19 protein-coding genes are annotated in these 26,580 nt (G+C 40.7%); 18 read left to right on the forward strand and 1 reads right to left on the reverse strand.

Going from position 1 to position 26,580, the window contains the following annotated elements:
- Window positions 1-7 precede the first annotated feature (7 nt).
- A complete protein-coding gene (locus QM865_RS04080) occupies window positions 8-190 on the reverse strand; it encodes a 4-oxalocrotonate tautomerase (RefSeq protein WP_001117401.1) in 183 nt (60 codons plus the stop codon).
- A 123-nt stretch (window positions 191-313) separates the two neighbouring features.
- Here QM865_RS04080 and QM865_RS04085 point away from each other — a divergent pair, with 123 nt between their 5' ends.
- From QM865_RS04085 to QM865_RS04170, 18 genes are all read left to right on the forward strand, one after another.
- The gene (locus QM865_RS04085; RefSeq protein ID WP_061759153.1) at window positions 314-904 is read left to right on the forward strand and encodes a thymidine kinase; all 591 of its coding nucleotides are present in this window, start codon (window positions 314-316) and stop codon (window positions 902-904) included.
- Window positions 901-1,980, forward strand: a complete 1,080-nt coding sequence (prfA, locus tag QM865_RS04090; protein ID WP_001028815.1) for a peptide chain release factor 1 — start codon at window positions 901-903, stop codon at window positions 1,978-1,980. The genes QM865_RS04085 and prfA overlap by 4 nt, the downstream gene beginning before the upstream one ends.
- Complete coding sequence (gene prmC / locus QM865_RS04095; protein ID WP_061759152.1) at window positions 1,980-2,816, forward strand: peptide chain release factor N(5)-glutamine methyltransferase; 837 nt, start codon at window positions 1,980-1,982, stop codon at window positions 2,814-2,816. The genes prfA and prmC overlap by 1 nt, the downstream gene beginning before the upstream one ends.
- On the forward strand, window positions 2,800-3,402 hold the full coding sequence (locus QM865_RS04100; RefSeq protein ID WP_173278458.1) for an L-threonylcarbamoyladenylate synthase: 603 nt from the start codon (window positions 2,800-2,802) through the stop codon (window positions 3,400-3,402). Before prmC ends, QM865_RS04100 begins: the two co-directional genes overlap by 17 nt.
- A 1-nt stretch (window position 3,403) precedes the next feature.
- Window positions 3,404-3,835, forward strand: coding sequence for a GNAT family N-acetyltransferase (locus QM865_RS04105; protein ID WP_414306060.1), 432 nt, complete (start codon window positions 3,404-3,406; stop codon window positions 3,833-3,835).
- A 61-nt stretch (window positions 3,836-3,896) separates the two neighbouring features.
- Window positions 3,897-5,153 carry a serine hydroxymethyltransferase gene (glyA, locus tag QM865_RS04110; RefSeq protein ID WP_414306061.1) on the forward strand — a complete coding sequence of 419 codons (1,257 nt, stop codon included), beginning with the start codon at window positions 3,897-3,899 and terminating at the stop codon, window positions 5,151-5,153.
- Between the two features lie 7 nt (window positions 5,154-5,160).
- The gene (locus tag QM865_RS04115; protein ID WP_061759148.1) at window positions 5,161-6,135 is read left to right on the forward strand and encodes a nucleoid-associated protein; all 975 of its coding nucleotides are present in this window, start codon (window positions 5,161-5,163) and stop codon (window positions 6,133-6,135) included.
- Entirely contained in the window at window positions 6,135-6,749 is a 615-nt protein-coding gene (gene pmp23, locus QM865_RS04120) for a cell wall hydrolase Pmp23 (RefSeq protein ID WP_414306062.1), read from the forward strand. Before QM865_RS04115 ends, pmp23 begins: the two co-directional genes overlap by 1 nt.
- Window positions 6,750-6,822: 73 nt before the next feature.
- Window positions 6,823-7,797, forward strand: coding sequence for a DUF1002 domain-containing protein (locus QM865_RS04125; RefSeq protein ID WP_414306063.1), 975 nt, complete (start codon window positions 6,823-6,825; stop codon window positions 7,795-7,797).
- Window positions 7,798-8,011: 214 nt separating this feature from the next.
- Window positions 8,012-9,403 (forward strand): APC family permease, encoded by a 1,392-nt coding sequence (locus tag QM865_RS04130; RefSeq protein WP_414306064.1) that lies wholly within the window; start codon window positions 8,012-8,014, stop codon window positions 9,401-9,403.
- 142 nt (window positions 9,404-9,545) lie between these two features.
- Window positions 9,546-10,463, forward strand: coding sequence for a zinc-binding lipoprotein AdcAII (adcAII, locus tag QM865_RS04135; RefSeq protein WP_049539664.1), 918 nt, complete (start codon window positions 9,546-9,548; stop codon window positions 10,461-10,463).
- 7 nt (window positions 10,464-10,470) lie between these two features.
- Window positions 10,471-13,473 carry a pneumococcal-type histidine triad protein gene (locus tag QM865_RS04140; protein ID WP_414306065.1) on the forward strand — a complete coding sequence of 1,001 codons (3,003 nt, stop codon included), beginning with the start codon at window positions 10,471-10,473 and terminating at the stop codon, window positions 13,471-13,473.
- Window positions 13,474-13,635: 162 nt separating this feature from the next.
- Window positions 13,636-16,128: a pneumococcal-type histidine triad protein gene (locus QM865_RS04145; RefSeq protein WP_414306066.1), complete on the forward strand. Its 2,493-nt coding sequence runs from the start codon at window positions 13,636-13,638 to the stop codon at window positions 16,126-16,128.
- Between the two features lie 377 nt (window positions 16,129-16,505).
- Window positions 16,506-17,177: a lysostaphin resistance A-like protein gene (locus QM865_RS04150; protein ID WP_414306067.1), complete on the forward strand. Its 672-nt coding sequence runs from the start codon at window positions 16,506-16,508 to the stop codon at window positions 17,175-17,177.
- 129 nt (window positions 17,178-17,306) lie between these two features.
- Window positions 17,307-20,582 carry an ATP-dependent nuclease subunit B gene (gene rexB / locus QM865_RS04155; RefSeq protein WP_414306068.1) on the forward strand — a complete coding sequence of 1,092 codons (3,276 nt, stop codon included), beginning with the start codon at window positions 17,307-17,309 and terminating at the stop codon, window positions 20,580-20,582.
- Window positions 20,579-24,229 (forward strand): helicase-exonuclease AddAB subunit AddA, encoded by a 3,651-nt coding sequence (gene addA, locus QM865_RS04160; RefSeq protein WP_414306069.1) that lies wholly within the window; start codon window positions 20,579-20,581, stop codon window positions 24,227-24,229. The genes rexB and addA overlap by 4 nt, the downstream gene beginning before the upstream one ends.
- Window positions 24,230-24,246: 17 nt before the next feature.
- The gene (locus QM865_RS04165) at window positions 24,247-25,425 is read left to right on the forward strand and encodes a hypothetical protein (RefSeq protein ID WP_261042058.1); all 1,179 of its coding nucleotides are present in this window, start codon (window positions 24,247-24,249) and stop codon (window positions 25,423-25,425) included.
- A 242-nt stretch (window positions 25,426-25,667) separates the two neighbouring features.
- On the forward strand, window positions 25,668-26,580 hold a 913-nt coding region (locus QM865_RS04170), incomplete at its 3' end, for a YSIRK-type signal peptide-containing protein (RefSeq protein ID WP_414306070.1).

Below are 26,580 nucleotides of genomic sequence, written 5' to 3' on the forward strand. Positions count from 1 at the left end.
AGCTAGTTTATTTGGTACGCATTTCCCCTTGAGGGAAGTAAGTTCCTTCTGGCATGTCGTTGATGATGACATGGACAGCAGATTGAGGGGCTCCAGTGTTGCGAACAACAGCTTCTGTTACTTCCTTAGCAAGAGCTTTCTTTTGCTCGAGCGTGCGTCCTTCAAATAAATCGATGCGTACAAATGGCATAATAGCTTCCTCCACTAGTTTTTGATTTCTTCTATTTTACCACATTTTGCCGTTTAAAGCTTAAGAAAATTATGATATACTAGAATGTAGCAAAAATTTAGAAATGGACGTGAAGCAAGAAACATGGCACAGTTGTATTATCGTTATGGGACCATGAATTCTGGTAAAACGATTGAGATTCTCAAAGTGGCCTATAACTACGAGGAGCAGGGAAAAAGTGTTGTGATTATGACCTCGGCTCTGGATACGCGTGATGGTGTTGGCTATGTGTCGAGTCGTATTGGCATGAAACGCCCTGCCATTGCGATTGAGGAAACGACGGATATCTTTGGCTATATCCGAGACCTACCAGAAACACCTTACTGTGTGTTGGTCGATGAAGCCCAGTTTCTCAAGCGTCACCATGTTTACGACTTAGCTCGTGTTGTTGATGAGCTAGACATACCCGTCATGGCTTTTGGTTTGAAAAATGATTTTCGCAATGAACTGTTCGAAGGTTCCAAGTATCTCTTGCTCTTAGCAGATAAGATCGACGAAATCAAGACCATTTGTCAGTATTGCAAGAAAAAGGCGACCATGGTATTACGAACTCAGGATGGACTGCCCGTTTACGATGGAGAACAGATCCAGATTGGTGGTAATGAAACCTATATCTCAGTTTGCCGTAAACATTATTTTGCCCCTGAAATCAATAAGGAGAATGAAGAAAAATGAACATCTATGATCAACTACAAGCTGTAGAAGACCGTTATGAAGAATTAGGAGAGTTGCTTAGTGACCCAGATGTGGTTTCGGACACCAAGCGTTTCATGGAGCTTTCAAAAGAAGAGGCTTCAACTCGTGACACAGTAACAGCCTATCGTGAGTACAAACAAGTCCTTCAAAACATCGTTGATGCCGAAGAGATGATTAAGGAATCAGGCGGAGATGCGGATTTGGAAGAAATGGCCAAGCAAGAACTCAAAGATGCCAAGGCTGAAAAAGAAGAATACGAAGAAAAACTGAAAATCTTGCTCCTTCCAAAGGATCCAAACGATGATAAGAACATCATCCTAGAAATCCGTGGTGCAGCTGGTGGAGACGAAGCAGCACTTTTCGCTGGTGACCTCCTAACCATGTACCAAAAATATGCTGAAGCCCAAGGCTGGCGCTTTGAAGTCATGGAGGCTTCTATGAATGGTGTCGGCGGTTTCAAAGAAGTGGTTGCCATGGTTTCAGGTCAGTCTGTTTACTCTAAACTTAAGTATGAGTCAGGTGCCCACCGTGTGCAACGTGTTCCTGTGACAGAAAGCCAAGGCCGTGTTCATACTTCTACAGCGACAGTTCTTGTTATGCCTGAAGTGGAAGAGGTTGAATACGACATTGATCCCAAAGACCTTCGCGTCGACATCTATCACGCCTCTGGTGCTGGTGGACAGAACGTAAATAAGGTTGCGACTGCCGTTCGTATCGTTCACTTGCCAACCAATATCAAGGTTGAGATGCAGGAAGAACGTACTCAGCAGAAGAACCGTGAGAAAGCCATGAAAATCATCCGTGCGCGTGTTGCTGACCACTTTGCTCAGATTGCTCAGGATGAACAGGACGCTGAGCGTAAGTCGACAATCGGTACTGGGGACCGTTCAGAACGAATCCGTACTTATAACTTCCCACAAAACCGTGTCACAGACCACCGTATCGGCTTAACCCTCCAAAAACTAGATACGATTTTGTCTGGAAAATTGGACGAAGTTGTGGATGCCTTGGTGCTCTATGACCAAACACAAAAATTAGAAGAATTAAACAAATAATGAAATTAGCTCAATTATTTTCAGATTTTGAAGAAGAGTTGATAAGACAAGGAGAGGAAGCTGAAAGCCTCTCTTTTGTCTATCGTAGCCTGAAAAATCTCTCTTTTACAGACTTTGTTTTTGCCCTCCAGAAAGAGGTATCAGAGGAAGAAAAACAATTTGTAAAAGGAATTTTTCAACAGTTAGTAGATCATAAACCAGCACAGTATATCATCGGACAGGCAGATTTTTATGGAATGCAGCTAAAAGTGGATGAGCGGGTTTTGATTCCCCGTCCAGAGACAGAGGAGTTAGTGGAGCTTATTCTGGCTGAAAATTCTGAGGAAAATCTTAAGGTCCTAGATATCGGGACTGGTAGTGGAGCTATTGCTCTCGCCTTAGCAAAAAACAGACCAGATTGGTCAGTGACAGCAGCGGATATTTCCCAAGATGCTTTAGATTTAGCTAGCGAGAATGCTAAAAATCAAAAATTTAATATATTTTTTAAAAAATCTGATTGTTTTGCAGAAATTTCTGAAAAATATGATATAATTGTATCCAATCCACCCTATATCTCTCGTGAAGATGAGACAGAGGTCGGCTTGAATGTCTTATATTCGGAGCCCCATCTATCTCTCTTTGCAGATGAGGATGGCCTAGCTATTTATCGTAGAATTGCGGAAGATGCAAAAGACTATCTCAAAGATGGTGGTAAGATTTACCTTGAAATTGGATACAAGCAAGGTCAAAGTGTTCCTGAGCTTTTTAGGAAACATCTTCCTGAAAAACGTGTAAGAACACTTAAGGACCAATTTGGTCAAGATAGGATGGTCGTGGTTGATTATGGACAGGATTAGACAAGAGTTAGAAAAGGGTGGAGCTGTCGTTCTGCCTACAGAGACAGTATACGGTCTTTTTGCTAAGGCCTTAGACGAAAAAGCAGTTGACCATGTTTACCAACTCAAACGTCGTCCTAGAGATAAGGCACTCAATCTCAATATTGCCTCTTTAGAGGATATCTTGCACTTTTCTAAGAATCAGCCAACTTATCTACAAAAACTTGTAGAGACCTTTTTGCCAGGTCCCTTGACCATTATCCTTGAAGCTAATGACCGAGTTCCCTATTGGGTCAATTCGGGCCTCGCAACTGTTGGATTTCGGATGCCTAGTCATCCCATTACCCTTGATTTGATTCGAGAGACAGGTCCCTTGATTGGGCCGTCTGCCAATATTTCAGGTCAGGCAAGTGGCGTGACCTTTGATCAGATTCTAGAGGATTTTGAACAAGAGGTTCTGGGTCTGGAAGACGATGATTTTCTAACTGGACAGGATTCAACTATTTTGGATTTGTCTGGAGACAAGGTGAAAATCTTACGCCAAGGGGCGATTAAGCGAGAGGACATTCTTGCTCGGTTGCCAGAGATTTCTTTTGAGGAGGTATGAAATGCTAAGAAATTTAATAGAAACTGATGTGAAAGCTATATGTGAGATCAACCAAGAGGCTTTGGGCTATTCTTTTAGTCTAGAGGAAACGGATAGTCAACTAGCTAGATTGTCTCAGGATTCCCATCATTTCCTACTTGGTTATGAGGATGTAGCTAATCATGTCTTACTTGGATATGTCCACGCTGAAGTTTACGAATCACTCTATTCCAAAGCAGGATTTAATATTTTAGCCTTAGCAGTCTCACCTCAAGCGCAAGGTCAAGGTATTGGTAAAAGCTTATTACAAGGGTTGGAGCAAGAAGCAAAAAGACGCGGCTATAGGTTTATCCGCTTAAACTCTGCCGACCATCGTCTGGGGGCTCATGCATTTTATGAAAAAGTTGGTTATACTTGTGATAAAATGCAGAAACGGTTTATTCGCATCTTTTAGTTTGATTTTCCAATAAGAAAATGAAACTAATGGACTAGTCACACAATAAAGGAGAAGACCTATGATTTTTGACAAAGATGATTTTAAAGCATACGATGCTGATCTCTGGAATGCTATTGCCAAAGAAGAAGAACGCCAACAAAACAACATTGAGTTGATTGCTTCGGAAAACGTAGTTTCCAAGGCTGTTATGGCAGCTCAAGGGTCTATCTTGACGAATAAATACGCCGAAGGTTACCCAGGCCGTCGTTACTATGGTGGAACTGATGTGGTAGACGTTGTAGAGACTCTAGCTATTGAACGCGCAAAAGAAATTTTCGGCGCTAAATTTGCCAATGTCCAACCTCACTCAGGAAGTCAAGCCAACTGTGCGGCTTACATGGCCTTGATTGAACCAGGTGATACCGTTATGGGGATGGATTTGGCAGCAGGTGGACACTTGACCCACGGAGCTCCAGTTAGCTTCTCAGGTCAAACCTACAACTTTGTGTCTTACAGTGTTGACCCTGAAACGGAACTCTTGGATTTTGATGCTATCTTGAAACAAGCCCAAGAAGTAAAACCAAAATTGATCGTAGCAGGTGCTTCAGCCTATTCTCAAATTATCGACTTTTCAAAATTCCGTGAAATTGCAGATGCTGTTGGGGCTAAGCTTATGGTCGATATGGCCCATATCGCTGGTTTGGTGGCAGCTGGTCTTCACCCAAGCCCAGTGCCATACGCTCATATCACTACAACAACAACCCACAAAACCCTTCGTGGCCCTCGTGGTGGTTTGATTTTGACAAATGATGAAGACCTAGCTAAGAAAATCAATTCTGCTATTTTCCCAGGTATTCAGGGTGGTCCTTTGGAACATGTTGTAGCTGCCAAGGCTGTTTCCTTCAAAGAAGTTTTGGATCCGGCCTTCAAGGAATATGCTGCTAATGTGATCAAAAACAGCAAGGCTATGGCAGATGTCTTCTTGCAAGACCCTAATTTCCGTATTATCTCTGGTGGGACTGAAAACCATCTCTTCCTAGTGGATGTGACTAAGGTTGTAGAAAACGGAAAAGTTGCTCAAAACTTACTGGATGAAGTCAATATTACCCTAAATAAAAACTCAATCCCATACGAAACCTTATCACCGTTCAAGACAAGTGGTATTCGTATCGGATCTGCAGCCATCACTGCACGTGGATTTGGTGAAGAAGAAAGCCGCAAAGTAGCTGAACTCATCATTAAAACCCTTAAAAATGCAGAAAATGAAGCTGTCTTAGAAGAAGTGAGAAGTGCAGTCAAAGAATTGACAGATGCCTTCCCATTATACGAGGACTAAAACTTTTATGGACATTTATATTAAGAAAGCTATTATCCATCAGTTTAGCCCGGATGATACCGAGCTGTTTCTAGCGGATAAGTTTCTCAATATCACTCCAAAAATCGAAGAATACTTGCGTAAAAAAATTGAACGTGTGTATTCAGATGAAGCTAAGACTGGGATTTTCGAGGAAGAAAATCCCTTCTTCAATCATATCACAGACGATTTGTTGGAGACATCAGTAACACTGGCTAATCTCTGGAAAGAGGAGTTCAGCATTTCCGAAAATCTAAAGACCAATGACTTGATTTTTGTGCAATTTTCTAAAGAAGGCGTGGAACATTTCGCTTTCTTACGAATTGCCCTGCGAGAGACCTTGACCCACCTCGGAGGAGAAGTTGATAATCCAATCAAGTTGACTCAGAATAACCTTCCTGGATTTGGAACAGGTGCCGACGAAGCCTTGGTGGTCAATCTTCAGAGTCGCAAGTACCATCTGATTGAAAAACGAATCAAGTACAACGGGACTTTTTTGAACTATTTTTCAGATAATCTTCTTGCTGTCACCCCTAAAATTTCACCCAAGAAATCTATCAAAGAACTAGAAAAGACGGCACAGCGCATTGCTGAAACCTTTAACACAGATGATTTTCAATTTCAATCTAAGGTCAAATCAGCAATTTTCAACAACCTAGAAGAAAGCAATGAATTGTCACCAGAAAAATTGGCCAACGACCTTTTTGACAATAATCTGACGGCTCGTTTGAGCTTTATTGACCAAGTTAAAGAATCTGTACCAGAGCCTGTTCAATTTGATGAAATTGATGCCAGTCGCCAATTAAAGAAATTTGAAAACCAAAAACTCTCCTTGTCAAATGGAATTGAGCTCATTGTTCCCAATAACGTCTATCAAGACGCCGAGTCTGTTGAGTTTATTCAAAACGACAATGGAACCTACTCTATCTTAATCAAAAATATCGAGGATATTCAAAGTAAATAATGTTTAAACGAATTCGAAGAGTGCTTGTACTAGCAGTCTTCCTTTTTGCTGGCTATAAAGCTTACCGCGTGCACCAAGATGTCAAGCAAGTTATGACCTATCAACCTATGGTGCAAGAAATCTTGAGTGAAAAAGACACCCCAGCAAACGAAGAGCTCGTGCTCGCTATGATTTATACTGAAACAAAAGGACAAGAAGGCGATGTCATGCAGTCTAGTGAGTCTGCAAGCGGTTCCACCAATACCATAAATGATAATGCGTCTAGCATTCGGCAAGGTGTGCAAACTCTGACAGACAATCTCTATCTGGCCCAGAATAAAGGTGTTGATGTCTGGACAGCTGTGCAAGCCTATAATTTTGGTCCCGCCTATATCGATTTTATCGCACAAAATGGCAAGGAAAATACCCTGGCACTGGCCAAACAGTACTCCCGTGATACGGTTGCTCCCTTGCTTGGCAATACTACTGGAAAGACTTATAGTTATATTCACCCCATTTCTATTTTTCACGGTGCTGAACTCTACGTAAATGGAGGAAACTATTACTATTCTAGACAGGTGCAACTCAACCTTTACATCATCAAATGTTTCACTCTCTTTTCGACATCTGGCTAGTCCAGGTGTTTTTGTTATAAGTTTTCTTTAAGATAGATATATTACTCTAGAAAGGTAAAGGAGGAAATTCCCTATGAGAAAGAAACTCTTTCTGACTAGTGCTGCGGTCTTGTGGGCAGTAACAGCTATGAATAGCGCCCATGCAGCAACAGATGTGCAAAAAGTCATCGACGAAACCTATGTTCAACCTGAATATGTCCTAGGTTCTTCATTATCTGAAGATCAAAAAAATCAAACCCTAAAAAAACTAGGCTACAATGCCTCAACAGACACCAAAGAACTCAAGACCATGACACCTGATGTCTATTCTAAAATTATGAATGTGGCAAATGACTCTAGTTTACAGTTGTATTCATCAGCCAAGATTCAAAAACTAGGTGACAAGTCTCCACTTGAGGTCAAGATTGAAACACCAGAAAACATCACTAAGGTGACGCAGGATATGTACCGAAACGCAGCAGTAACCTTGGGTGTGGAACATGCCAAAATCACTGTAGCAGCCCCTATTCCCGTTACAGGTGAGAGTGCTTTAGCAGGGATTTACTATTCGCTAGAGGCTAATGGAGCTAAGGTACCGCAAGCCAATAAAGACTTGGCTCAAGAAGAGCTAAAGGCTTTGTCAGATATCAATGCTGAAAACAAAGACAAGTCAGGCTATGACGCTAATAAATTAAACGTTGCCCTAGCCGATATCAAGTCAGGAATTGCCAAAGCGAAAGAAAGCAAGGGAAATCTGACAGAGGAAGATGTCCGAAAAATTGTTGAAGATACCTTGAAAAATTACAAACTTGATCAGGTCATAACAGGAAACCAGATCAATATCATCATCAATTTTGCTTTGAATCTCTCAAAGAGTGATATTCTCAGCAATGCTGACTTCACTAAAACTCTAAATGACCTTAAACAAAGTATTGTTTCACAAGCTGGCGATAGTTTTAAAAATATCAACCTTAACTTTGATGCTGATAAGGCGCTAGAGGACGGTGGTAACTTCTTAAGCTCCCTATGGCAAGCCATTGTCAACTTTTTCAAGAGTTTTGGTTCTTAGTACTCTTCGAAAATCTCTTCAAACCACGTCAATGTCGCCTTGCCGTACTCAAGTACAGCCTGTGGCTAGTTTCCTAGTTTGCTCTTTGATTTTCATTGAGTATAAGCTATTACAAAAAGGTAGTCAGATTTTTTCAGAAAAATGTTTTATAAATATTCACAAATCTCCTATATTTATGGTAAAATAGAATCATCATTTTATTTTGGAGTCAAAGATGAATATATTTAGAACAAAGAACGTTAGTTTAGATAAAACAGAGATGCACAGGCATTTGAAGTTATGGGATTTGATTTTGCTGGGTATCGGAGCCATGGTAGGGACAGGCGTCTTTACAATTACAGGTACTGCAGCTGCAACGCTTGCTGGTCCAGCCCTAGTTATTTCAATCGTCATTTCTGCCTTGTGTGTGGGATTATCAGCCCTCTTTTTTGCAGAATTTGCTTCGCGAGTACCCGCTACAGGTGGTGCCTACAGTTATCTTTATGCCATCTTAGGAGAATTCCCAGCCTGGTTGGCTGGTTGGTTAACCATGATGGAGTTCATGACAGCCATATCAGGTGTGGCTTCGGGTTGGGCAGCTTATTTTAAAGGCTTGCTCTCTCAATACGGGATAGCCCTTCCTCAGGCTTTAAATGGCACCTTTAATCCTCAAGCAGGGACATTTGTTGATTTATTACCTATTCTTGTCTTAGTTTTAGTTACCTCGCTTGTTTTACTTAATGCCAAGGCAGCATTACGCTTTAACTCTATTCTAGTTATTTTGAAATTTTCCGCTTTAGCTCTCTTTGTTTTAGTAGGAATTTGGAATATTAAACTTGATAATTGGAGCAATTTTGCTCCTTATGGTTTTGGACAAATCTATGGTGCTAGTACTGGTATTATGGCTGGCGCGTCCTTAATGTTCTTTGGATTTTTGGGATTTGAATCCATCTCTATGGCTGTAGATGAAGTTAAGACTCCTCAAAAAAATATTCCTAGAGGGATTGTCTTATCGCTATCTATCGTAACTATTCTTTATGCCTTGGTGACGCTTGTCTTGACTGGTGTTGTCCATTATAGCCATCTAAATGTCGACGATGCTGTTGCCTTTGCCCTTCGTAGTGTTGGGATTAGTTGGGCAGCCAACTATGTGTCATTAGTGGCTATCTTGACCTTGATTACAGTTTGTATTTCGATGACCTATGCCCTATCGCGTATGATTTACAGTTTAGCGCGTGACGGCTTGATGCCTGCAGCCTTCAAAGAACTAACGAAGACTAGCAAGGTACCAAAGAATGCTACTATCTTGACGGGTCTAGCCTCAGCTGTAGCTGCAGGAATGTTCCCTCTTGCTAGTATCGCAGCCTTCTTAAACATTTGTACCTTGGCCTACTTGATTATGCTTGCTTACGGCTTGATTCGCTTACGGAAAGAAAAAGGGATGCCCAAAGCTGGAGAGTTTAAAACACCATTGGTACCTTTGTTACCAATTTTATCAATCATCATTTGCTTATCCTTTATGTTGCAGTATAGTATGGAAACCTGGATTGCTTTCCTAGTTGCGTTGCTAGTAGGAAGTATTATTTACTTCACTTATGGTTATAAGCATTCTACCATAGAAGAATAAAGTGAGAATCTGTTGAGTTATTGACACTCAGCAGATTTTTATATGTGAAAGAAATTTCAATTTTTTTCTTAAAATAGCTTGACAGATTAAGTTTTTAGGGGTAGAATGTTTACCAGTTAATTAAATAGTTAAGGGGTTATCCATGAAAAAACAAAGTTTATTTTTAGTATTGTTAAGTGTCTTTCTTTTGTGTTTAGGAGCTTGTGGTCAAAAGGAAAGTCAGACAGGTAAAGGGATGAAGATTGTGACCAGTTTTTATCCTATCTACGCTATGGTCAAGGAAGTATCTGGTGACTTGAATGATGTTCGAATGATTCAGTCAAGTAGTGGGATTCACTCCTTTGAACCTTCGGCAAATGACATCGCGGCCATCTATGATGCAGATGTCTTTGTTTACCATTCTCATACGCTAGAATCTTGGGCAGGAAGTTTAGATCCCAATCTAAAAAAATCTAAAGTTAAGGTTTTAGAGGCTTCAGAGGGAATGACTTTAGACCGCGTCCCAGGGCTAGAAGATGTTGAAGCAGGGGACGGTGTTGATGAAAAAACGCTCTATGACCCTCACACTTGGCTAGATCCTGAAAAAGCTGGCGAAGAAGCTCAGATTATCGCTGATAAACTTTCAGAGGTGGATAGTGAGCATAAAGAAACTTACCAGAAAAATGCGCAAGCCTTTATCAAAAAAGCTCAGGAATTGACTAAGAAATTCCAGCCTAAATTTGAAAAAGCGAGTCAGAAAACCTTTGTAACACAACATACAGCCTTTTCTTATCTTGCTAAGCGATTTGGACTGAATCAACTTGGTATTGCAGGTATCTCTCCTGAACAAGAACCAAGTCCAAGACAACTAACAGAAATTCAGGAATTTGTTAAAACCTATAAGGTTAAAACGATTTTTACAGAAAGTAATGCTTCTTCAAAAGTAGCTGAAACTCTTGTCAAATCAACAGGTGTGGGTCTTAAAACTCTGAATCCTTTAGAGGCTGACCCGCAAAATGACAAGACTTATCTAGAAAATCTTGAAGAAAATATGAGTGTTCTAGCAGAAGAATTAAAGTGAGATAAGAATGAAAATCAATAAAAAATATGTAGCAGGTTCGGTGGCAGTTCTTGCCCTAAGTGTTTGTTCCTATGAACTTGGTCGTTACCAAGCTGGTCAAGTTAAGAAAGATTCTAATCGAGTAGCTTATATAGACGGAGATCAAGCTGGTCAAAAGGCAGAGAACTTGACACCAGATGAAGTCAGTAAGAGAGAGGGAATCAACGCAGAACAAATTGTTATCAAGATTACAGATCAAGGTTATGTAACCTCTCATGGAGACCATTATCATTACTATAATGGCAAGGTTCCTTATGACGCCATCATCAGTGAAGAACTGCTGATGAAAGATCCGAATTATCAGTTGAAGGATGCAGACATTGTCAATGAAATCAAGGGTGGTTATGTGATTAAGGTAGACGGGAAATACTATGTTTACCTTAAAGATGCTGCCCATGCGGACAATATTCGGACAAAAGAAGAGATTAAACGTCAGAAGCAGGAACACAGTCATAATCATGGAGGCGGTTCTAACGATCAGGCGGTAGTTGCTGCCAGAGCTCAAGGACGCTATACAACGGATGATGGGTATATCTTTAATGCCTCTGATATCATTGAGGACACGGGTGATGCCTATATCGTTCCTCATGGCAATCACTTCCACTATATTCCTAAGAGTGACTTGTCTGCCAGTGAATTAGCTGCTGCTCAAGCCTTCTTATCTGGAAAAGGTGGTCAATTAAGTACGGTTGAATATCGTTCAAGCAGGGGAGAAACAAGATCTAATGTGAGAACGATTCAAGCTGAAACTCCGCAAAATTCTGCAACAGCTCCTGAGAGTCAAAATGAGGATTTAGCTAGTCTTCTTCAAGAATTGTACGCTTTGCCACTTAGCCAACGTCATGTGGAGTCTGATGGCTTGGTATTTGACCCAGCACAGATTACAAAACGTACAGCCAATGGTGTCGCAGTACCTCACGGAGATCATTTCCATTTCATTCCTTATTCGCAAATGTCTGCTTTGGAAGAAAAATTGGCTCGAAATCTTCCAATTGGAGGTCAGCCAGTTCAAAGTCATTCTGACAATCCGAAACCAAGCAGTACAGATAAACCAAGTTCACCGATTAAACCAAATTTTAATCTCAATACGCAGGCACCAAATCGAGGAACTGGAGGCGCTTATACAACGGATGATGGCTATGTCTTTAGTCCGAAAGATGTGATTGAAGATACAGGTGACGCTTTTGTTGTACCGCATGGCAATCATTTTCACTATATACCTAAGAGTGATTTATCAGCAGCAGAACTGGCTGCCGCCCAAGCTTATTGGAATGGTAAACAGGGCTCACATTCTGCCACAAGTTCAAGTAAACCAAGTAGTAACAATCCAAATCCAGTCCAACCAAGTTTGACAGAGACTCCTAATCTGACTGTCACTCCAACTTATCATCAAAATCAAGGGGAAGACATTTCAACACTTTTAAGTGAATTGTATGCCAAACCTTTATCAGAGAGATATGTGGAATCGGATGGTCTAGTCTTTGATCCGGCACAAATCATCAAACGTACAGCTAACGGTGTAGCAGTGCCTCACGGAGATCATTATCACTTTATTCCTTATTCACAAATGTCCCCTTTGGAAGAAAAATTGGCTCGTATGATAGCTGTCAAGGGACAAAATGGCAGTGTTTTGCCAAGCGTCACTCCTCTGAAGCCAGCCCCTACTACCAAACCTCTAGCACCAGTGGAAAATAAACCGACTGAACTTGATGTCAACCAGGTTGTTAGAAAAGTTGGCGACGGTTATATTTTCGAGGATAAGGGAGTCAGTCGTTATGTTCTAGCTAAAGACTTGGCTAAGGATAAGATTGAAGCTATTGAAAATCTCTTATCTAAGAAAACTCAAGAGATACATGCCCTAGTTGCGAAGAAAGAAAATATTGCTCCTCGTGATCAAGAATTTTATGATAAAGCATATAATTTATTGGCCGAGGCTCATAAAACCTTGTCTGAAAATAAGGGTCGTACTTCTGATTTCCAAGCCTTAGACAAGTTAGCAGAACGCTTGAATGATGAATCTTCTAATAAAGGAAAATTAGTAGATGATTTATTAGCATTCCTAGCACCAATTACCCATCCAGGGCGACTTGGCAAACCAAATGCTCAAATTGCTTATACGGACGATGAAATTAAATTAGCGAAATTAGCAGGTAAGTATACAACAGAAGATGGTTACATTTTTGACGAACATGATATTATCAGTGATGAAGGAGATGCCTATGTAACGCCTCATATGGGACATAGTCACTGGATTGGAAAAGACAGCCTTTCTGATAAGGAAAAAGCTGCGGCTCAATCTTATACTAAAGAAAAAGGTATTTTACCTCCATCTCCAGACGCAGATGCTCAAGCAAATCCAACTGGAGATAGTGCAGCGGCCATTTACAATCGTGTGAAAGGTGAGAAACGAATTCCACTCGTTCGACTTCCATACATGGTCGAGCATACAGTTGAGATAAAAAATGGGAATTTAATCATTCCTCATAAGGATCATTACCATAATATTAAATTCGCTTGGTTTGATGATCACTCATACAAGGCTCCAAATGGTTATACCTTGGAAGACTTATTTGCGACGATTAAGTACTATGTTGAACATCCTGACGAACGTCCACATTCTAATGATGGATGGGGTAATGCCAGCGAGCATGTCTTAGGTAAGAAAGACCACAGTGAGGATCCAAATAAGAACTTTAAAGCAGAAGAAGAGCCAGTAGAGGAAACACCTGCTGAGCCGGAAGTCCCTCAAGTAGAGACTGAAAAAGTAGAAGCCAAACTCAAAGAAGCAGAAGGTTTGCTTGCTAAAGTAACGGATGCTAGTCTGAAAGCTAATGCGACAGAAACCCTAGCTGGTTTACGAAATAACTTGAGCCTGCAAACCATGGATAATAATGGTATCATGGCAGAAGCAGAAAAATTACTTGCTTTGCTAAAAGGTAGTAATCCTACATCTGTAAGCAAAGAAAAATAAACTAATGAAAAATGAAAGTCTCGATAAAGAGGCTTTCATTTTTATTATGTATATACGAAAAATTCTTGACAAGTAATACTAAAAAGAGTAAACTATTAACTAGTTAATTAACTGGTTTATCATTCTGTGGTGAATCAAATAGATTTTAGAAAAGAGATAAGAATGAAAATCAATAAAAAATATGTAGCAGGTTCAGTGGCAGTTCTTGCCCTAAGTGTTTGTTCCTATGAGCTTGGTCGCTACCAAGCCGGACAAGTTAAGAAAGATTCTAATCGAGTTGCTTATATAGACGGTGACCAGGCTGGTCAAAAGGCAGAGAACTTGACACCAGATGAAGTCAGTAAAAGAGAGGGAATCAATGCAGAACAAATTGTCATCAAGATTACGGATCAAGGTTATGTGACCTCTCATGGAGACCATTATCATTACTATAATGGGAAGGTTCCTTATGACGCTATCATCAGTGAAGAACTCCTCATGAAAGATCCGAATTATCAGTTGAAGGATTCAGACATTGTCAATGAAATCAAGGGTGGCTATGTGATTAAGGTAGACGGGAAATACTATGTTTACCTTAAAGATGCGGCTCATGCGGATAATATTCGGACAAAAGAAGAGATTAAACGTCAGAAGCAGGAACATAGTCATAATCATAATGCAAGCACAGATAATGCTGTTGCGGCAGCCAAAGCTCAAGGACGTTATACAACGGATGATGGGTATATCTTCAATGCATCCGATATCATCGAGGATACGGGTGATGCTTATATCGTTCCTCATGGCAATCACTTCCACTATATTCCTAAGAGTGATTTGTCTGCTAGTGAATTAGCTGCTGCTCAAGCCTTCTTATCTAGGAAAGGTGGTCAATTAAGTACGGTTGAATATCGTTCTAGCAGAGCTGAAACAAGATCTAGTGTGAGAACGAGTCAATCTGAGGCTCCTCAAAATCCTGCAACAGCTCCTGAAAGTCAAAATGAGGACTTGGATAGTCTCCTTCAAGAATTGTACGCTTTGCCACTTAGCCAACGACACGTGGAGTCTGATGGATTAGTATTTGATCCAGCACAGATTACAAAACGTACAGCAAATGGTGTGGCAGTACCTCACGGGGATCATTATCACTTTATTCCTTATTCACAAATGTCTGATTTGGAGCAGAAGATTGCAAGAATGATTCCACTTCATTATAGTTCAAGTCATTGGTTACCATCAAGACCAAATCCAATTCCTGCTCCAGAGCCTACCCCAGTACCAAGTCCGCAACCTACCCCAAATCCTCAACCAGCTCCAAGCAATCCAATTGATGGAAAATTGGTGAAACAGGCGGTTCGAAAAGTAGCTGATGGTTATGTCTTTGAGGAGAATGGAACCTCGCGTTATGTGTTTGCCAAGGAACTTTCAGCAGAAACTGTTGTAGCCATTGATAATAAACTTGCCAAACAAGAAAGTTTGTCTCATGTATTAGGAGCTAAGAAAAGTACCATCCCTTCTAGTGATCAAGAATTTTACAACAAGGTTTATGATTTACTAGCAAGAGTTCATCAAAATTTGATTTCTAATAAAGGGCGCCAAGCTGATTTTGAAACTTTGGATACACTTTTGGAACGTCTTAATGATGTCTCGAGTGATAAGGTCAAGTTAGTTGATGATATTCTTACCTTCCTAGCACCAATTACCCATCCAGAGCGACTTGGCAAACCAAATGCTCAAATTGCTTATACGGACGATGAAATTAAATTAGCAAAATTAGCAGGTAAGTATACAACAGAAGATGGCTATATCTTTGATCCTAGTGATATAACTAGCGATGAAGGCGATGCCTATGTCACTCCACATATGACTCATAGTCATTGGATTAAGAAAGAAAGTTTATCTGAAGCTGAAAGAGCAGCAGCTCAGGCTTATGCTAAAGAGAAAGGTTTGACACCTCCTTCAACAGATCATCAAGGGTCAGGAAATCCTGAGGTTAAAGGAGTAGAAGCAATCTATAATAAAGTGAAGGCAGCTAAGAAAGTTCCACTTGATCACATGCCTTACAATCTCCAACATACTGTTGAAGTTAAAAACGGTAGCTTGATTATACCTCATTATGATCATTACCATAACATTAAATTTGCTTGGTTTGACGAAGGACTATATGAGGCTCCTAAGGGTTATAGCTTGGAGGATCTTTTTGCGACTGTAAAATATTACGTTGAACATCCAAACGAACGTCCTCACTCAGATAATGGTTGGGGAAATGCCAGCGACCATGTTCGTAAAAATAAAGTAGAAGACAATAAACCTGATGAAGATAAGGAACATAATGAAGTAAGTGAGCCAACTCGCCCTGAATCTGATGAAAAAGAGAATCATGCAGGTTTAAACCCTTCAGTAGATAATCTTTATAAACCAAGCACTGATGAAGACGAGACAGAGGGAGTAGCTAACGATACAACAGACGAAGCTGAAGTCCCTCAAGTAGAAACAGAAAAAGTAGAAGCCAAACTTAAAGAAGTAGAAGATCTACTTGATGCAGTAACGGATGCTAGCTTGAAAAACAATGTGACAGAGAGCCTAGCTGGTTTACGAAATAATCTGAGTCTCCAAACCATGGATAATAATGGCATCATGGCAGAAGCAGAGAAATTACTTGCTTTGTTAAAAATGTAGTGAGTCAGTTACGACGAAACCAGAAGCATAAATTTATCCTGTTAAATCAAAATGATGTAAGAGTCAGTAGCAATACTGGCTTTTATTTGTCTCGCTCCGTAAGGTGTAAGACAAATAAACCATCTGATTTTTTTTGGGGGGGCTTTGGCTTCATTTAGGAGAAATCAATCTATATCCAAGGTTAGTAACTTAATCATAGGTCTTCCTTTGTTAGAGAAGATAATGGTAAAAGGGTAGGGGGTAATTGATTTTACAGTTTAGGATGTTTTGATGACAATTTATGATTGGAAGAGGATATTTCGAAAAGATATGCTATACTAAATTTGTGATTCAATCAAGTATATTGTAAGCTTATCAAGGAAAACAGAGGATTTAATATGAAAAAACGGGTTATTCAAATTTTACTAGCATTGTCCTTAATTTTTTACAAATCAACTTGGTTTTGGAGGCTTTTCAACCACCTCACAAAGCCCTATCTATCAGCAAGTCGTGAATTTTTTCAGATTCTGCTTTGGATGGAGAGTGGAGTTCTTTTGTCAGCAGTTATCTATTTACTAGTTTTTGCAGGAAAGAAGACTTTTCATTTCAAGTGGCAGTTGAGGTACTTTATCTACCTTTTACTGGGCTACATCATTTCGTATATGTCGGACTTCTTCTTATCTTATTTCATACCCTCGTCTTCAAATCAAATTTCTTTGAATGAAACGATAGAAATGATAGGGAGACAGGAATTACCCTATTTTTTGCTCATAGCTTGCTTCATCGGCCCTATTGCTGAGGAGTTGATTTATCGCGGTGTGCTTATGACAACCTTTTTCAAAAACTCGCCTTGGTACGGAGATGTCTTGCTTTCTGCTATTATTTTCGGTTATATTCATATCAATTTTGCTTTAACTCCTCTTGCTTTTTTCATTTATGCTAGCGGAGGGCTTATTTTGGCTCTATTGTATCGCATGACTAAAAATCTCTACTATCCAATACTAGTTCATATTTTCATCAATATCACTGCTTTCTGGAATGTGTGGTTACTCCTATTTTCAGGAAGTTAGCTTACTAAAACAATGTCGGAACTTTCCGGCATTTTCTTTTCAACAGGTGAGCAAGAACTGATTATTTTCAGACTTGGCTGGCTAATCATGGTATAATAAAAGGTAATGAAAAATTCCAACGAGGCAGAGATGAAATTACTTTATACTGATATTCGGACTTCTTTGACAGAAATTCTAACCAGAGAGGCGGAGGAGTTAGTTGCTGCTGGCAAGCGGGTCTTCTACATCGCCCCCAACTCTCTTTCATTTGAAAAGGAACGCGCCGTGCTGACATGCTTGTCCCAGCGGGCTTCTTTTGCAATTACTGTCACGCGCTTTGCTCAAATGGCACGTTATCTGGTCTTGAATGACTTGCCTGCCAAGACCAGTCTTGATGATATCGGTCTTGGGATGGCCTTTTACAAGTGCCTTGCGGAACTTGATCCCAAGGAATTACGAGTTTACGGCGCAATTAAGCAAGATCCTCAGTTTATCCAGCAGTTGATTGAGCTTTATCACGAGATGACGACTGCTCAGATGAGTTTTTTGGACTTAGAGAGTTTGACGGATGAGGACAAGAGAGCCGATTTACTCTTAATTTTTGAGAAAGTAACGGCCTACCTCAATCAAGGGCAGTTAGCTCAGGGGAGTCAGTTGTCCCATTTGATTGAGGCTATTGAGAATGACAAGGTAAGTAGTGATTTTACTCAAATTGCTTTAGTCATTGATGGATTTACCCGTTTTTCTGCCGAGGAAGAGCGGATTGTGGACTTACTTCATGGCAAGGGTGTTGAGATTGTCATTGGGGCCTATGCTAGCAAGAAAGCTTATACCAGTCCTTTTAGCGAAGGTAATCTTTATCAAGCCAGTGTGGAGTTTCTCCATCATCTAGCTTCTAAATACCAAACACCTGCACAAGACCTTTCTCAAGCTCATGAGAAGATGGATAGTTTTGACAAGGCCTCTCGTTTGCTGGAGTCTTCTTATGACTTTTCAGAGCTCACTTTGGAGGTCGATGAGAAAGACCGTGAAAACCTGCAAATCTGGTCTTGTTTGACACAAAAGGAAGAGTTGGAGTTAGTTGCCCGTAGTATCCGTCAGAAATTGCATGAGAACTCCGACCTTAGTTACAAGCATTTTCGTATTCTCTTGGGAGATGTGGCTTCTTACCAGTTATCTCTCAAAACCATTTTTGACCAGTATCAGATTCCTTTTTATCTTGGTAGAAGCGAATCCATGGCCCATCATCCCTTGACACAGTTTGTCGAGTCTATTCTAGCTTTGAAACGCTATCGTTTTCGTCAGGAGGATTTGATTAACCTCCTCAGAACTGGTCTGTATACCGACCTTAGTCAGGCTGATATTGATGCATTTGAGCAATATATCCGTTATCTTGGTATCAATGGCTTGCCAGCCTTTCAACAAACCTTCACCAAATCCCACCATGGAAAATTTGATTTAGTTCGTTTAAATGCTCTTCGTCTGCGTATTTTGTCCCCTCTTGAAACCCTATTTGCCAGCCGAAAACAGAAAACTGAAAATCTCTTGCAAAAGTGGAATAGCTTTCTGAAAGAAGGAGCGGTGACCAAGCAGTTGCAAGATTTGACAGCCACTATGGAAGCTGTAGAACAGGAAAGACAAGCCGAAGTTTGGAAGGCATTCTGTCATGTGTTAGAACAATTTGCGACTGTTTTTGCTGGTTCACAGGTTAGTCTAGAGGACTTTCTAGCCTTGCTCCATTCTGGAATGAGCCTATCTCAATACCGTACCATTCCAGCGACAGTGGACACCGTTCTGGTGCAGAGTTACGATTTGATTGCGCCCTTAACGGCTGACTTTGTCTATGCCATTGGGCTGACTCAGGACAATTTACCAAAAATCGCGCAAAATACCAGTCTTTTGACAGACGAAGAAAGGCAAAGTTTAAATCAAGCGACAGAGGAAGGGGCACAGTTGCTAATTGCCAGCAGTGAAAATCTCAAGAAAAATCGCTATACTATGCTTTCTTTGGTCAATTCTGCGCGTAAGCAGTTGGTCTTGTCAGCTCCAAGCCTTTTTAATGAAAGTGAAAGTAAGGAGTCAGCCTATCTTCAAGAGCTAGTCCATTTTGGATTTATCAGGAAAGAGAAGAGGATGAATCACAATGGGCTGTCTAAGGAGGATATGGGGTCATATCACAGTCTTTTGTCTAGTCTGGTTGCCTATCACCAGCAGGGTGAGATGAGTGAGACTGAGCAAGATTTGACATTTATTAAAGTTCTGGCGCGTGTCATGGGTAAAAAACTAGAACAGCAAGGTTTGGAAAATCCAGCCCTGCCAACCAGCCCGAGTAGCAAGCCCTTAGCCAAGGATACCTTACAAGCTCTTTATCCTACTGATCAGGAGTTTTATCTGTCTACCTCTGGTTTGACGGAGTTTTACCGGAACCAATACAGTTATTTCCTCCGCTACGTTTTAGGCTTGCAGGAGGAATTACGTTTGCGTCCAGATGCCCGTAGTCACGGAAATTTCTTGCACCGCATTTTTGAACGCGCCTTGCAGTTACCTAACGAAGATTCCTTTGACCAACGTTTAGAACAAGCTATTCAAGAAACCAGTCAAGAACGCGAATTTGAAGCAATTTATCAAGAAAGTTTGGAAGCTCAGTTTACTAAAGAAGTTCTGCTTGATGTAGCTCGCACGACTGGACATATTCTCCGACACAATCCAGCCATCGAAACCATCAAAGAGGAAGCGAATTTTGGTGGAAAAGAGCAGGCCTTTATTCAATTGGACAATGGACGGAGTGTCTTTGTACGAGGTAAGGTTGACCGCATTGACCGATTGAAAGCTGATGGAGCGATTGGAGTGGTAGACTACAAATCCAGTCTGACTCAGTTCCAGTTTCCTCATTTCTTTAATGGGCTTAATTCCCAGTTGCCAACCTATCTAGCTGCCTTAAAAAGAGAAGGGGAGCAGAACTTTTTTGGTGCCATGTACTTGGAAATGGCTGAACAAGTCCAATCTCTGATGGCCGTTAAAAGTCTGGCAGGTGCAGTAGTAGAAGCCAGCAAGTCTATGAAATACCAAGGCCTCTTTTTAGAAAAAGAAAGCAGTCATTTGGGCGAATTTTACAATAAAAACAAGGCTAATCAGTTGACAGATGAGGAATTCCATCTCCTACTGGACTACAATGCCCATCTTTACAAAAAAGCGGCTGAGAAGATTTTAGCAGGCCAATTCGCCATTAACCCTTATACTGAAAATGGTAGAAGCATTGCCCCATACGTCCAGCAACATCAAGCCATCACAGGATTTGAAGCCAATTACCATTTGGGTCAAGCCCGTTTCCTAGAGAAGTTAGACTTGGCTGACGGCAAACGTCTGGTCGGAGAAAAACTCAAGCAAGCTTGGTTTGAAAAAATAAGAGAGGAGTTGAATCGATGAAGCCTATTCCCTTTTTAACTGAGGATGAAATTCAAAAACTGCAAGAAGCGGAAGCAAATTCGAGCAAGGAACAAAAGAAAACTGCCGAGCAAATAGAAGCCATCTATACTTCTGGTCAGAATATTCTTGTCTCAGCGTCGGCTGGTTCTGGTAAAACCTTTGTTATGGCAGAGCGCATTCTAGATCAATTGGCGCGTGGTGTCGAAATTTCTCAACTCTTCATCTCAACCTTTACCGTCAAGGCAGCCACAGAGCTTAAGGAACGGTTGGAGAAAAAAATCAGCCAACAAATCCAAGAAAGTAGTGATGTTGACCTCAAACAACACTTGGGTCGCCAGTTGGCAGACCTACCCAACGCTGCCATCGGAACCATGGACTCTTTCACACAAAAATTCCTTGGTAAACACGGTTATCTGCTTGATATTGCACCTAATTTCCGTATTTTACAAAACCAAAGCGAGCAACTCCTTCTAAAAAACGAAGTTTTCCATGAGGTCTTTGAATCCCATTATCAAGGTAAACAGAAAGAAAAGTTTAGTCATTTGCTGAAAAATTTTGCTGGACGCGGCAAAGATGAACGTGGTCTGCGACAGCAAGTCTATAAAATTTATGACTTCCTCCAATCTACCAGTAATCCTCAAAAGTGGCTGAGTAAATCTTTCCTCAAAGGCTTTGAAAAAGCTGATTTTACCAGTGAAAAAGAAAAACTGACTAAGCAAATCCAGCAAGCCCTTTGGGATTTGGAAAGCTTTTTCCGTTATCATCTGGATAATGATGCCAAGGAGTTTGCAAAGGCTGCTTATTTAGAAAATGTTCAGTTAGTTCTGGATGAAATTGGCTCCTTAAATCAAGAGTCTGATAGTCAGGATTATCAGGCAGTACTTGCGCGTATTGTCGCAATTTCAAAAGAGAAAAATGGTCGGGCTCTGACGAATGCCAGTCGTAAGGCTGATTTGAAGCCACTGGCTGATGCCTACAACGAAGAAAGAAAGGCCCAGTTTGCTAAACTAGGACAACTAGCAGATCAGATAACGATTCTGGACTATCAAGAACGTTTCCATCAAGAAACATGGGGATTAGCTAAAACCTTCCAATCTTTCATGAGCGATTTTGTGGAGGCTTATCGTCAGCGTAAACGTCAGGAAAATGCCTTTGAATTCGCTGATATCAGCCATTACACTATTGAGATTTTAGAGAATTTCCCGCAAGTTCGTGAGGCTTATCAAGAACGTTTCTACGAAGTCATGGTTGATGAGTACCAGGACACCAACCACATTCAAGAACGGATGTTGGAATTGCTGTCGAATGGTCACAATCGCTTTATGGTTGGAGATATCAAGCAGTCTATCTACCGTTTCCGTCAGGCAGACCCGCAGATTTTCAATGAAAAGTTCCAACGCTATGCGCAAAATCCACACGAAGGCAAGTTGATTTTGCTCAAGGAAAATTTTCGTAGTAGTTCAGAAGTGCTGTCAGCAACCAATGATGTTTTTGAACGTCTCATGGACCAAGAGGTCGGCGAAATCAACTATGATAACATGCACCAGCTTGTTTTTGCTAATAGCAAACTGACTCCTAATACTGAGAACAAGGCTGAATTTCTCCTCTACGACAAGGACGACACAGGTGAGGAAGAAGAGAGCCAAGCTGACACTAAACTGACTGGTGAAATGCGCCTGGTCATCAAGGAAATCCTTAAACTTCATCAGAAAAAAAGTATTGCCTTTAAAGAAATTGCCCTTCTGACCTCCAGTCGCAGTCGTAATGACCAGATTCTTCTCGCCCTGTCTGAGTATGGAATTCCTGTCAAAACCGACGGAGAGCAAAACAATTATCTCCAATCCCTAGAAGTGCAAGTCATGCTAGATACCCTTCGTGTCATTCACAATCCCCTGCAAGACTATGCCTTGGTTGCCCTTATGAAGTCTCCAATGTTTGGATTTGACGAAGACGAGTTAGCACGCTTGTCCCTTCAGAAAGCAGAGGATAAAGTCCAAGAAAATCTCTATGAGAAACTGGTCAATGCACAAAAAATGGCAAGTAGTCAAAAAGGCTTGATTCACACGGCTCTAGCTGAGAAACTAAAGCAATTCATGGATATCTTAGCTTCTTGGCGCTTGTATGCCAAAACCCACTCCCTATATGACCTGATTTGGAAGATTTATAACGACCGTTTTTATTATGATTATGTTGGAGCTTTGCCAAATGGTCCTGCTAGACAGACCAATCTCTATGCCCTAGCTTTGAGAGCAGATCAATTTGAAAAGAGCAATTTCAAAGGCTTGTCACGTTTTATTAGCATGATTGACAATATCCTAGAATCCCAGCACGATTTGGCAAGCGTGGCCGTCGCACCGCCAAAAGATGCAGTAGAGCTCATGACCATTCACAAGAGTAAAGGGCTAGAGTTTCCTTACGTCTTTATTCTCAATATGGATCAAGATTTCAACAAGCAAGACACCATGTCAGAAGTCATTCTCAGTCGTAAAAATGGACTAGGTGTCAAGTATATTGCCAAGATAGATACAGGAGCAGTGGAAGCCCACTACCCTAGAACCATCAAACTCTCTATTCCTAGCCTGACCTATAGGCAAAATGAGGAAGAACTGCAGCTGGCAAGCTACTCAGAGCAGATGCGCCTTCTTTATGTTGCCATGACACGGGCTGAGAAAAAGCTCTATCTTGTCGGTAAGGGGTCTCGTGAAAAGCTGGAAGCCAAGGAATACCCAGCAGCTAAAAATGGAAAACTAAATAGCAACACTAGACTTCAAGCCAAGAATTTCCAAGATTGGATTTGGGCTATCAGTAAAGTGTTTGCAAAGGATCATCTCAACTTTAGCTATCGTTTTGTTGGAGAAGATCAGTTGACCAGAGAAGCTATCGGAGAGTTGGAAAACAAGAGCCCTCTCCAAGATAGCTCTCAAGCAGATAACCGTCAGTCAGAAACCATCAAAGAAGCCCTTGAAATGCTGAAAGAAGTAGAAGTATATAATACTCTTCACCGCGCAGCTATTGAACTTCCTAGTGTTCAAACCCCAAGTCAAATCAAGAAATTCTACGAACCAGTTATGGATATGGAAGGTGTCGAGATTGCAGGTCAAGGCCAGTCAGTAGACAAGAAAATCAACTTTGATTTGCCAGATTTTTCAACCAAAGGAAAGGTAACAGGAGCTGAGATTGGTAGTGCTACCCACGAACTCATGCAGAGAATCGACCTCAGTCAGCAACCAACACTTGCTAGCCTGACAGAAACTCTCAAACAAGTTCAAACCAGCCCAGCTGTCAGAGACAAGATAAATCTTGCTAAAATTCTTGCATTCTTTGACACAGCACTCGGTCAGGAAATTCTTACCAATACCGACCATCTTTATCGCGAGCAACCTTTCTCCATGCTCAAACGAGACCAAAAGAGTCAGGAAGACTTTGTTGTCCGTGGAATCTTGGACGGCTATCTGCTTTATGAGGATAGGATTATTCTGTTCGACTATAAGACAGACCGCTATGATGATCCAAGTCAACTCATAAACCGCTATCGTGGTCAGTTAGCCCTATACGGAGAGGCTTTATCTCGAGCCTATTCGATTGAAAATATTGAGAAATACTTGATTTTACTTGGGAAAGACGAGGTTCAAGTTGTAAAAGTATAATTTAGAAAGGAGGCCTCATGACACTTCCAGTTAGAAAATCCCTGCACGATGCGGTTTTACAGGCTTCAAAAGCTGATACTTGGGAACAAGCTACCAAGGAATGGAATGAAGTTTCCTTGATTTTTAACGGTATCGGTCGTAGCAATTGTGTCTGTGGAAATGCCATCAAGTACGCCTACGAACTCTTTAATGGTGTCACAGGCCAACGCCTCTTTCCAATTGGTAGCGACTGTGTTCGTCATTTTCATCGATTGTCCCTTGACCAGCAACTGGAAGAGGAAGAAAAACTGCTCAGAAAGGTTGAAAATCTGACCAGAAAAGCCCAGAAAAAGGAAAAAATCAAGGTCAATAAAAGTGACTTTGACGAGCGTCTTCTAAAGTGGCTCTGGGGAAAAGGTGTTTTTAAACCCAATCGTGGCAATCAATTTGCACCTGAGAGAGACTACCAGCTTTTCCTAGAAGTCTTTCAAGGAGGAAGTTGGACCAAGGCAGAACCCAAGAAGAAAGCTCGTATGGAGGAAGTTCTTGAAAAATGTATCAAACCCTTTTTACTTGGAAAGCCAGATGACCAACTCTATCTTGTCAAGCTAGGTAAGGAGAAAATTGATTACGAACAAGAACTCCGTATCCAGGCAGAGAAAGAACGCAAGAAGAGGGATAAAATCGCCAAGCAATATGCAGACAATCTAGTTCTAGCTATGGGACCAGCAGAGCGTGCGTATCAAGACTACTTTGGCTTTACAGAGACCCTGACTCAAGAAGAACGCAAGTGGGAGAAAATTCTTTTTGGTAAAAATCGAACAGAACGGGCTATCAAGGCCAAACAATACCAAAAAGATTTGGAAAAAGACCAACGAATTGCTAGTCAGGATCCAATTGAAAGAAAGCAGAAGCAGACCTGGCTCCTCAATTCCTATTTCCGTGAGCTTCCTGACGAAAAATCCCGCTTTGCTCGACTCTTATTAGAATATCGAAAAAGTGGAGAAGTGCCATTTTCAACTGAATATCTGTCAGATCATCTGCTCGACTTTTTCTATAAAATGAAAGCCTTTGAGTTTGAAATCGCACCAGAACAAGTTCGAGATTTTCTAAAAGAAAGTCTCCAGGCAGATCATCTCTCCTCAGCACAGGAAAGCTGGATAGATGGGATTCTCATCAACTGTATTAAACCATTTTTAGAACGATTATTGATATAACTAACACCTACCGTGGAAGTGCCATGGTAGGTGTAATTTTATCCCAAAAGAGAAAATAGGAAATGGCAACCACTGATCCTTCGTATTTTATATATAAAACAAAGTATGAAAGCGCAACTTAATTTTAAGACTTTTTTGTAAATTAAGAGTATAATTAAAGTGAGTTACCTTTTTATAAGATAACAAGCTATTATAATAAAGTTTACCTTACATATTTTTAAATTTTATTTCAAGGAGGAAGAATGGAAAAGTATTTTGGTGAAAAACAGCAGCGTTTTTCATTTAGAAAATTATCAGTAGGACTTGTATCTGCAACGATTTCAAGTTTATTTTTTATGTCTGTATTAGCTAGTTCATCTGTAGAGGCTCAAGAGACTAAAGGTGTTCACTATAAATATGTGACCGAGTCAGAGCTATCATCAGATGAAAAGAAGCAGCTTGTCTATGGTATTCCGACATACGTGGAGAATGATGATGAGACTTATTATCTTGTTTATAAATTAAATTCCCAAAATCAACTGGGGGAATTACCCAACACTGGAAGTAAGAATGAGATGCAAGCCTTAGTTGCTGGTGCTAGCTTAGCGGCTCTGGGGATTTTAATTTTTGCCGTTTCTAAGAAAAAAGTTAAGAATAAAACAGTATTACATTTAGTATTGGTTGCAGGAATAGGAAATGGTGTCTTAGTTTCAGCTCATGCTTTAGAAAATAATCTCTTACTGAACTATAATACTGACTATGAATTAACCTCAGGAGAAAAATTACCTCTTCCTAAAGACATTTCAGGCTATACTTATATTGGATATATCAAAGAGGGAAACATAACTTCTGAATCTAAAGTAAGCAATCAAGAGAAATCAGTAGCTACTTCTAAAAATCAACAAAAGGTAGATTACAATGTTACACCAAATTTTGTAGAGAATCCATCAAAGGTACAAACTATTCAGGAAGAAAAACCTGTTTCTTCAACTAAGCCGACAGAAGTTCAAGCAGCGTTGCCGGAAACAGTCGTAACAGATAAAGGTGAACCTGAAGTTCAACCAGCTTTACCAGAAGCTGTAGTAACCAACAAAGGCACACCAGAAGTCCAACCTGAATTACCCGCAGCTGTTGTTACTGAAAAAGGCGAGCCTGCAGTCCAGTCAGATTTACCAG

Origin of the sequence: Streptococcus mitis, from assembly GCF_047462815.1 — a bacterium.
GTDB classification, from domain to species: domain Bacteria; phylum Bacillota; class Bacilli; order Lactobacillales; family Streptococcaceae; genus Streptococcus; species Streptococcus mitis_DO.

What these genes read in the sequence shown, in the direction of transcription:
- QM865_RS04080 (WP_001117401.1), bottom strand. Translation starts at nt 190, where the DNA reads ATGCCATTTGTACGCATCGATTTATTTGAAGGACGCACGCTCGAGCAA.
- QM865_RS04085 (WP_061759153.1), top strand. Translation starts at nt 314, where the DNA reads ATGGCACAGTTGTATTATCGTTATGGGACCATGAATTCTGGTAAAACG.
- prfA (WP_001028815.1), top strand. Translation starts at nt 901, where the DNA reads ATGAACATCTATGATCAACTACAAGCTGTAGAAGACCGTTATGAAGAA.
- prmC (WP_061759152.1), top strand. Translation starts at nt 1,980, where the DNA reads ATGAAATTAGCTCAATTATTTTCAGATTTTGAAGAAGAGTTGATAAGA.
- QM865_RS04105 (WP_414306060.1), top strand. Translation starts at nt 3,404, where the DNA reads ATGCTAAGAAATTTAATAGAAACTGATGTGAAAGCTATATGTGAGATC.
- glyA (WP_414306061.1), top strand. Translation starts at nt 3,897, where the DNA reads ATGATTTTTGACAAAGATGATTTTAAAGCATACGATGCTGATCTCTGG.
- QM865_RS04115 (WP_061759148.1), top strand. Translation starts at nt 5,161, where the DNA reads ATGGACATTTATATTAAGAAAGCTATTATCCATCAGTTTAGCCCGGAT.
- pmp23 (WP_414306062.1), top strand. Translation starts at nt 6,135, where the DNA reads ATGTTTAAACGAATTCGAAGAGTGCTTGTACTAGCAGTCTTCCTTTTT.
- QM865_RS04125 (WP_414306063.1), top strand. Translation starts at nt 6,823, where the DNA reads ATGAGAAAGAAACTCTTTCTGACTAGTGCTGCGGTCTTGTGGGCAGTA.
- QM865_RS04130 (WP_414306064.1), top strand. Translation starts at nt 8,012, where the DNA reads ATGAATATATTTAGAACAAAGAACGTTAGTTTAGATAAAACAGAGATG.
- adcAII (WP_049539664.1), top strand. Translation starts at nt 9,546, where the DNA reads ATGAAAAAACAAAGTTTATTTTTAGTATTGTTAAGTGTCTTTCTTTTG.
- QM865_RS04140 (WP_414306065.1), top strand. Translation starts at nt 10,471, where the DNA reads ATGAAAATCAATAAAAAATATGTAGCAGGTTCGGTGGCAGTTCTTGCC.
- QM865_RS04145 (WP_414306066.1), top strand. Translation starts at nt 13,636, where the DNA reads ATGAAAATCAATAAAAAATATGTAGCAGGTTCAGTGGCAGTTCTTGCC.
- QM865_RS04150 (WP_414306067.1), top strand. Translation starts at nt 16,506, where the DNA reads ATGAAAAAACGGGTTATTCAAATTTTACTAGCATTGTCCTTAATTTTT.
- rexB (WP_414306068.1), top strand. Translation starts at nt 17,307, where the DNA reads ATGAAATTACTTTATACTGATATTCGGACTTCTTTGACAGAAATTCTA.
- addA (WP_414306069.1), top strand. Translation starts at nt 20,579, where the DNA reads ATGAAGCCTATTCCCTTTTTAACTGAGGATGAAATTCAAAAACTGCAA.
- QM865_RS04165 (WP_261042058.1), top strand. Translation starts at nt 24,247, where the DNA reads ATGACACTTCCAGTTAGAAAATCCCTGCACGATGCGGTTTTACAGGCT.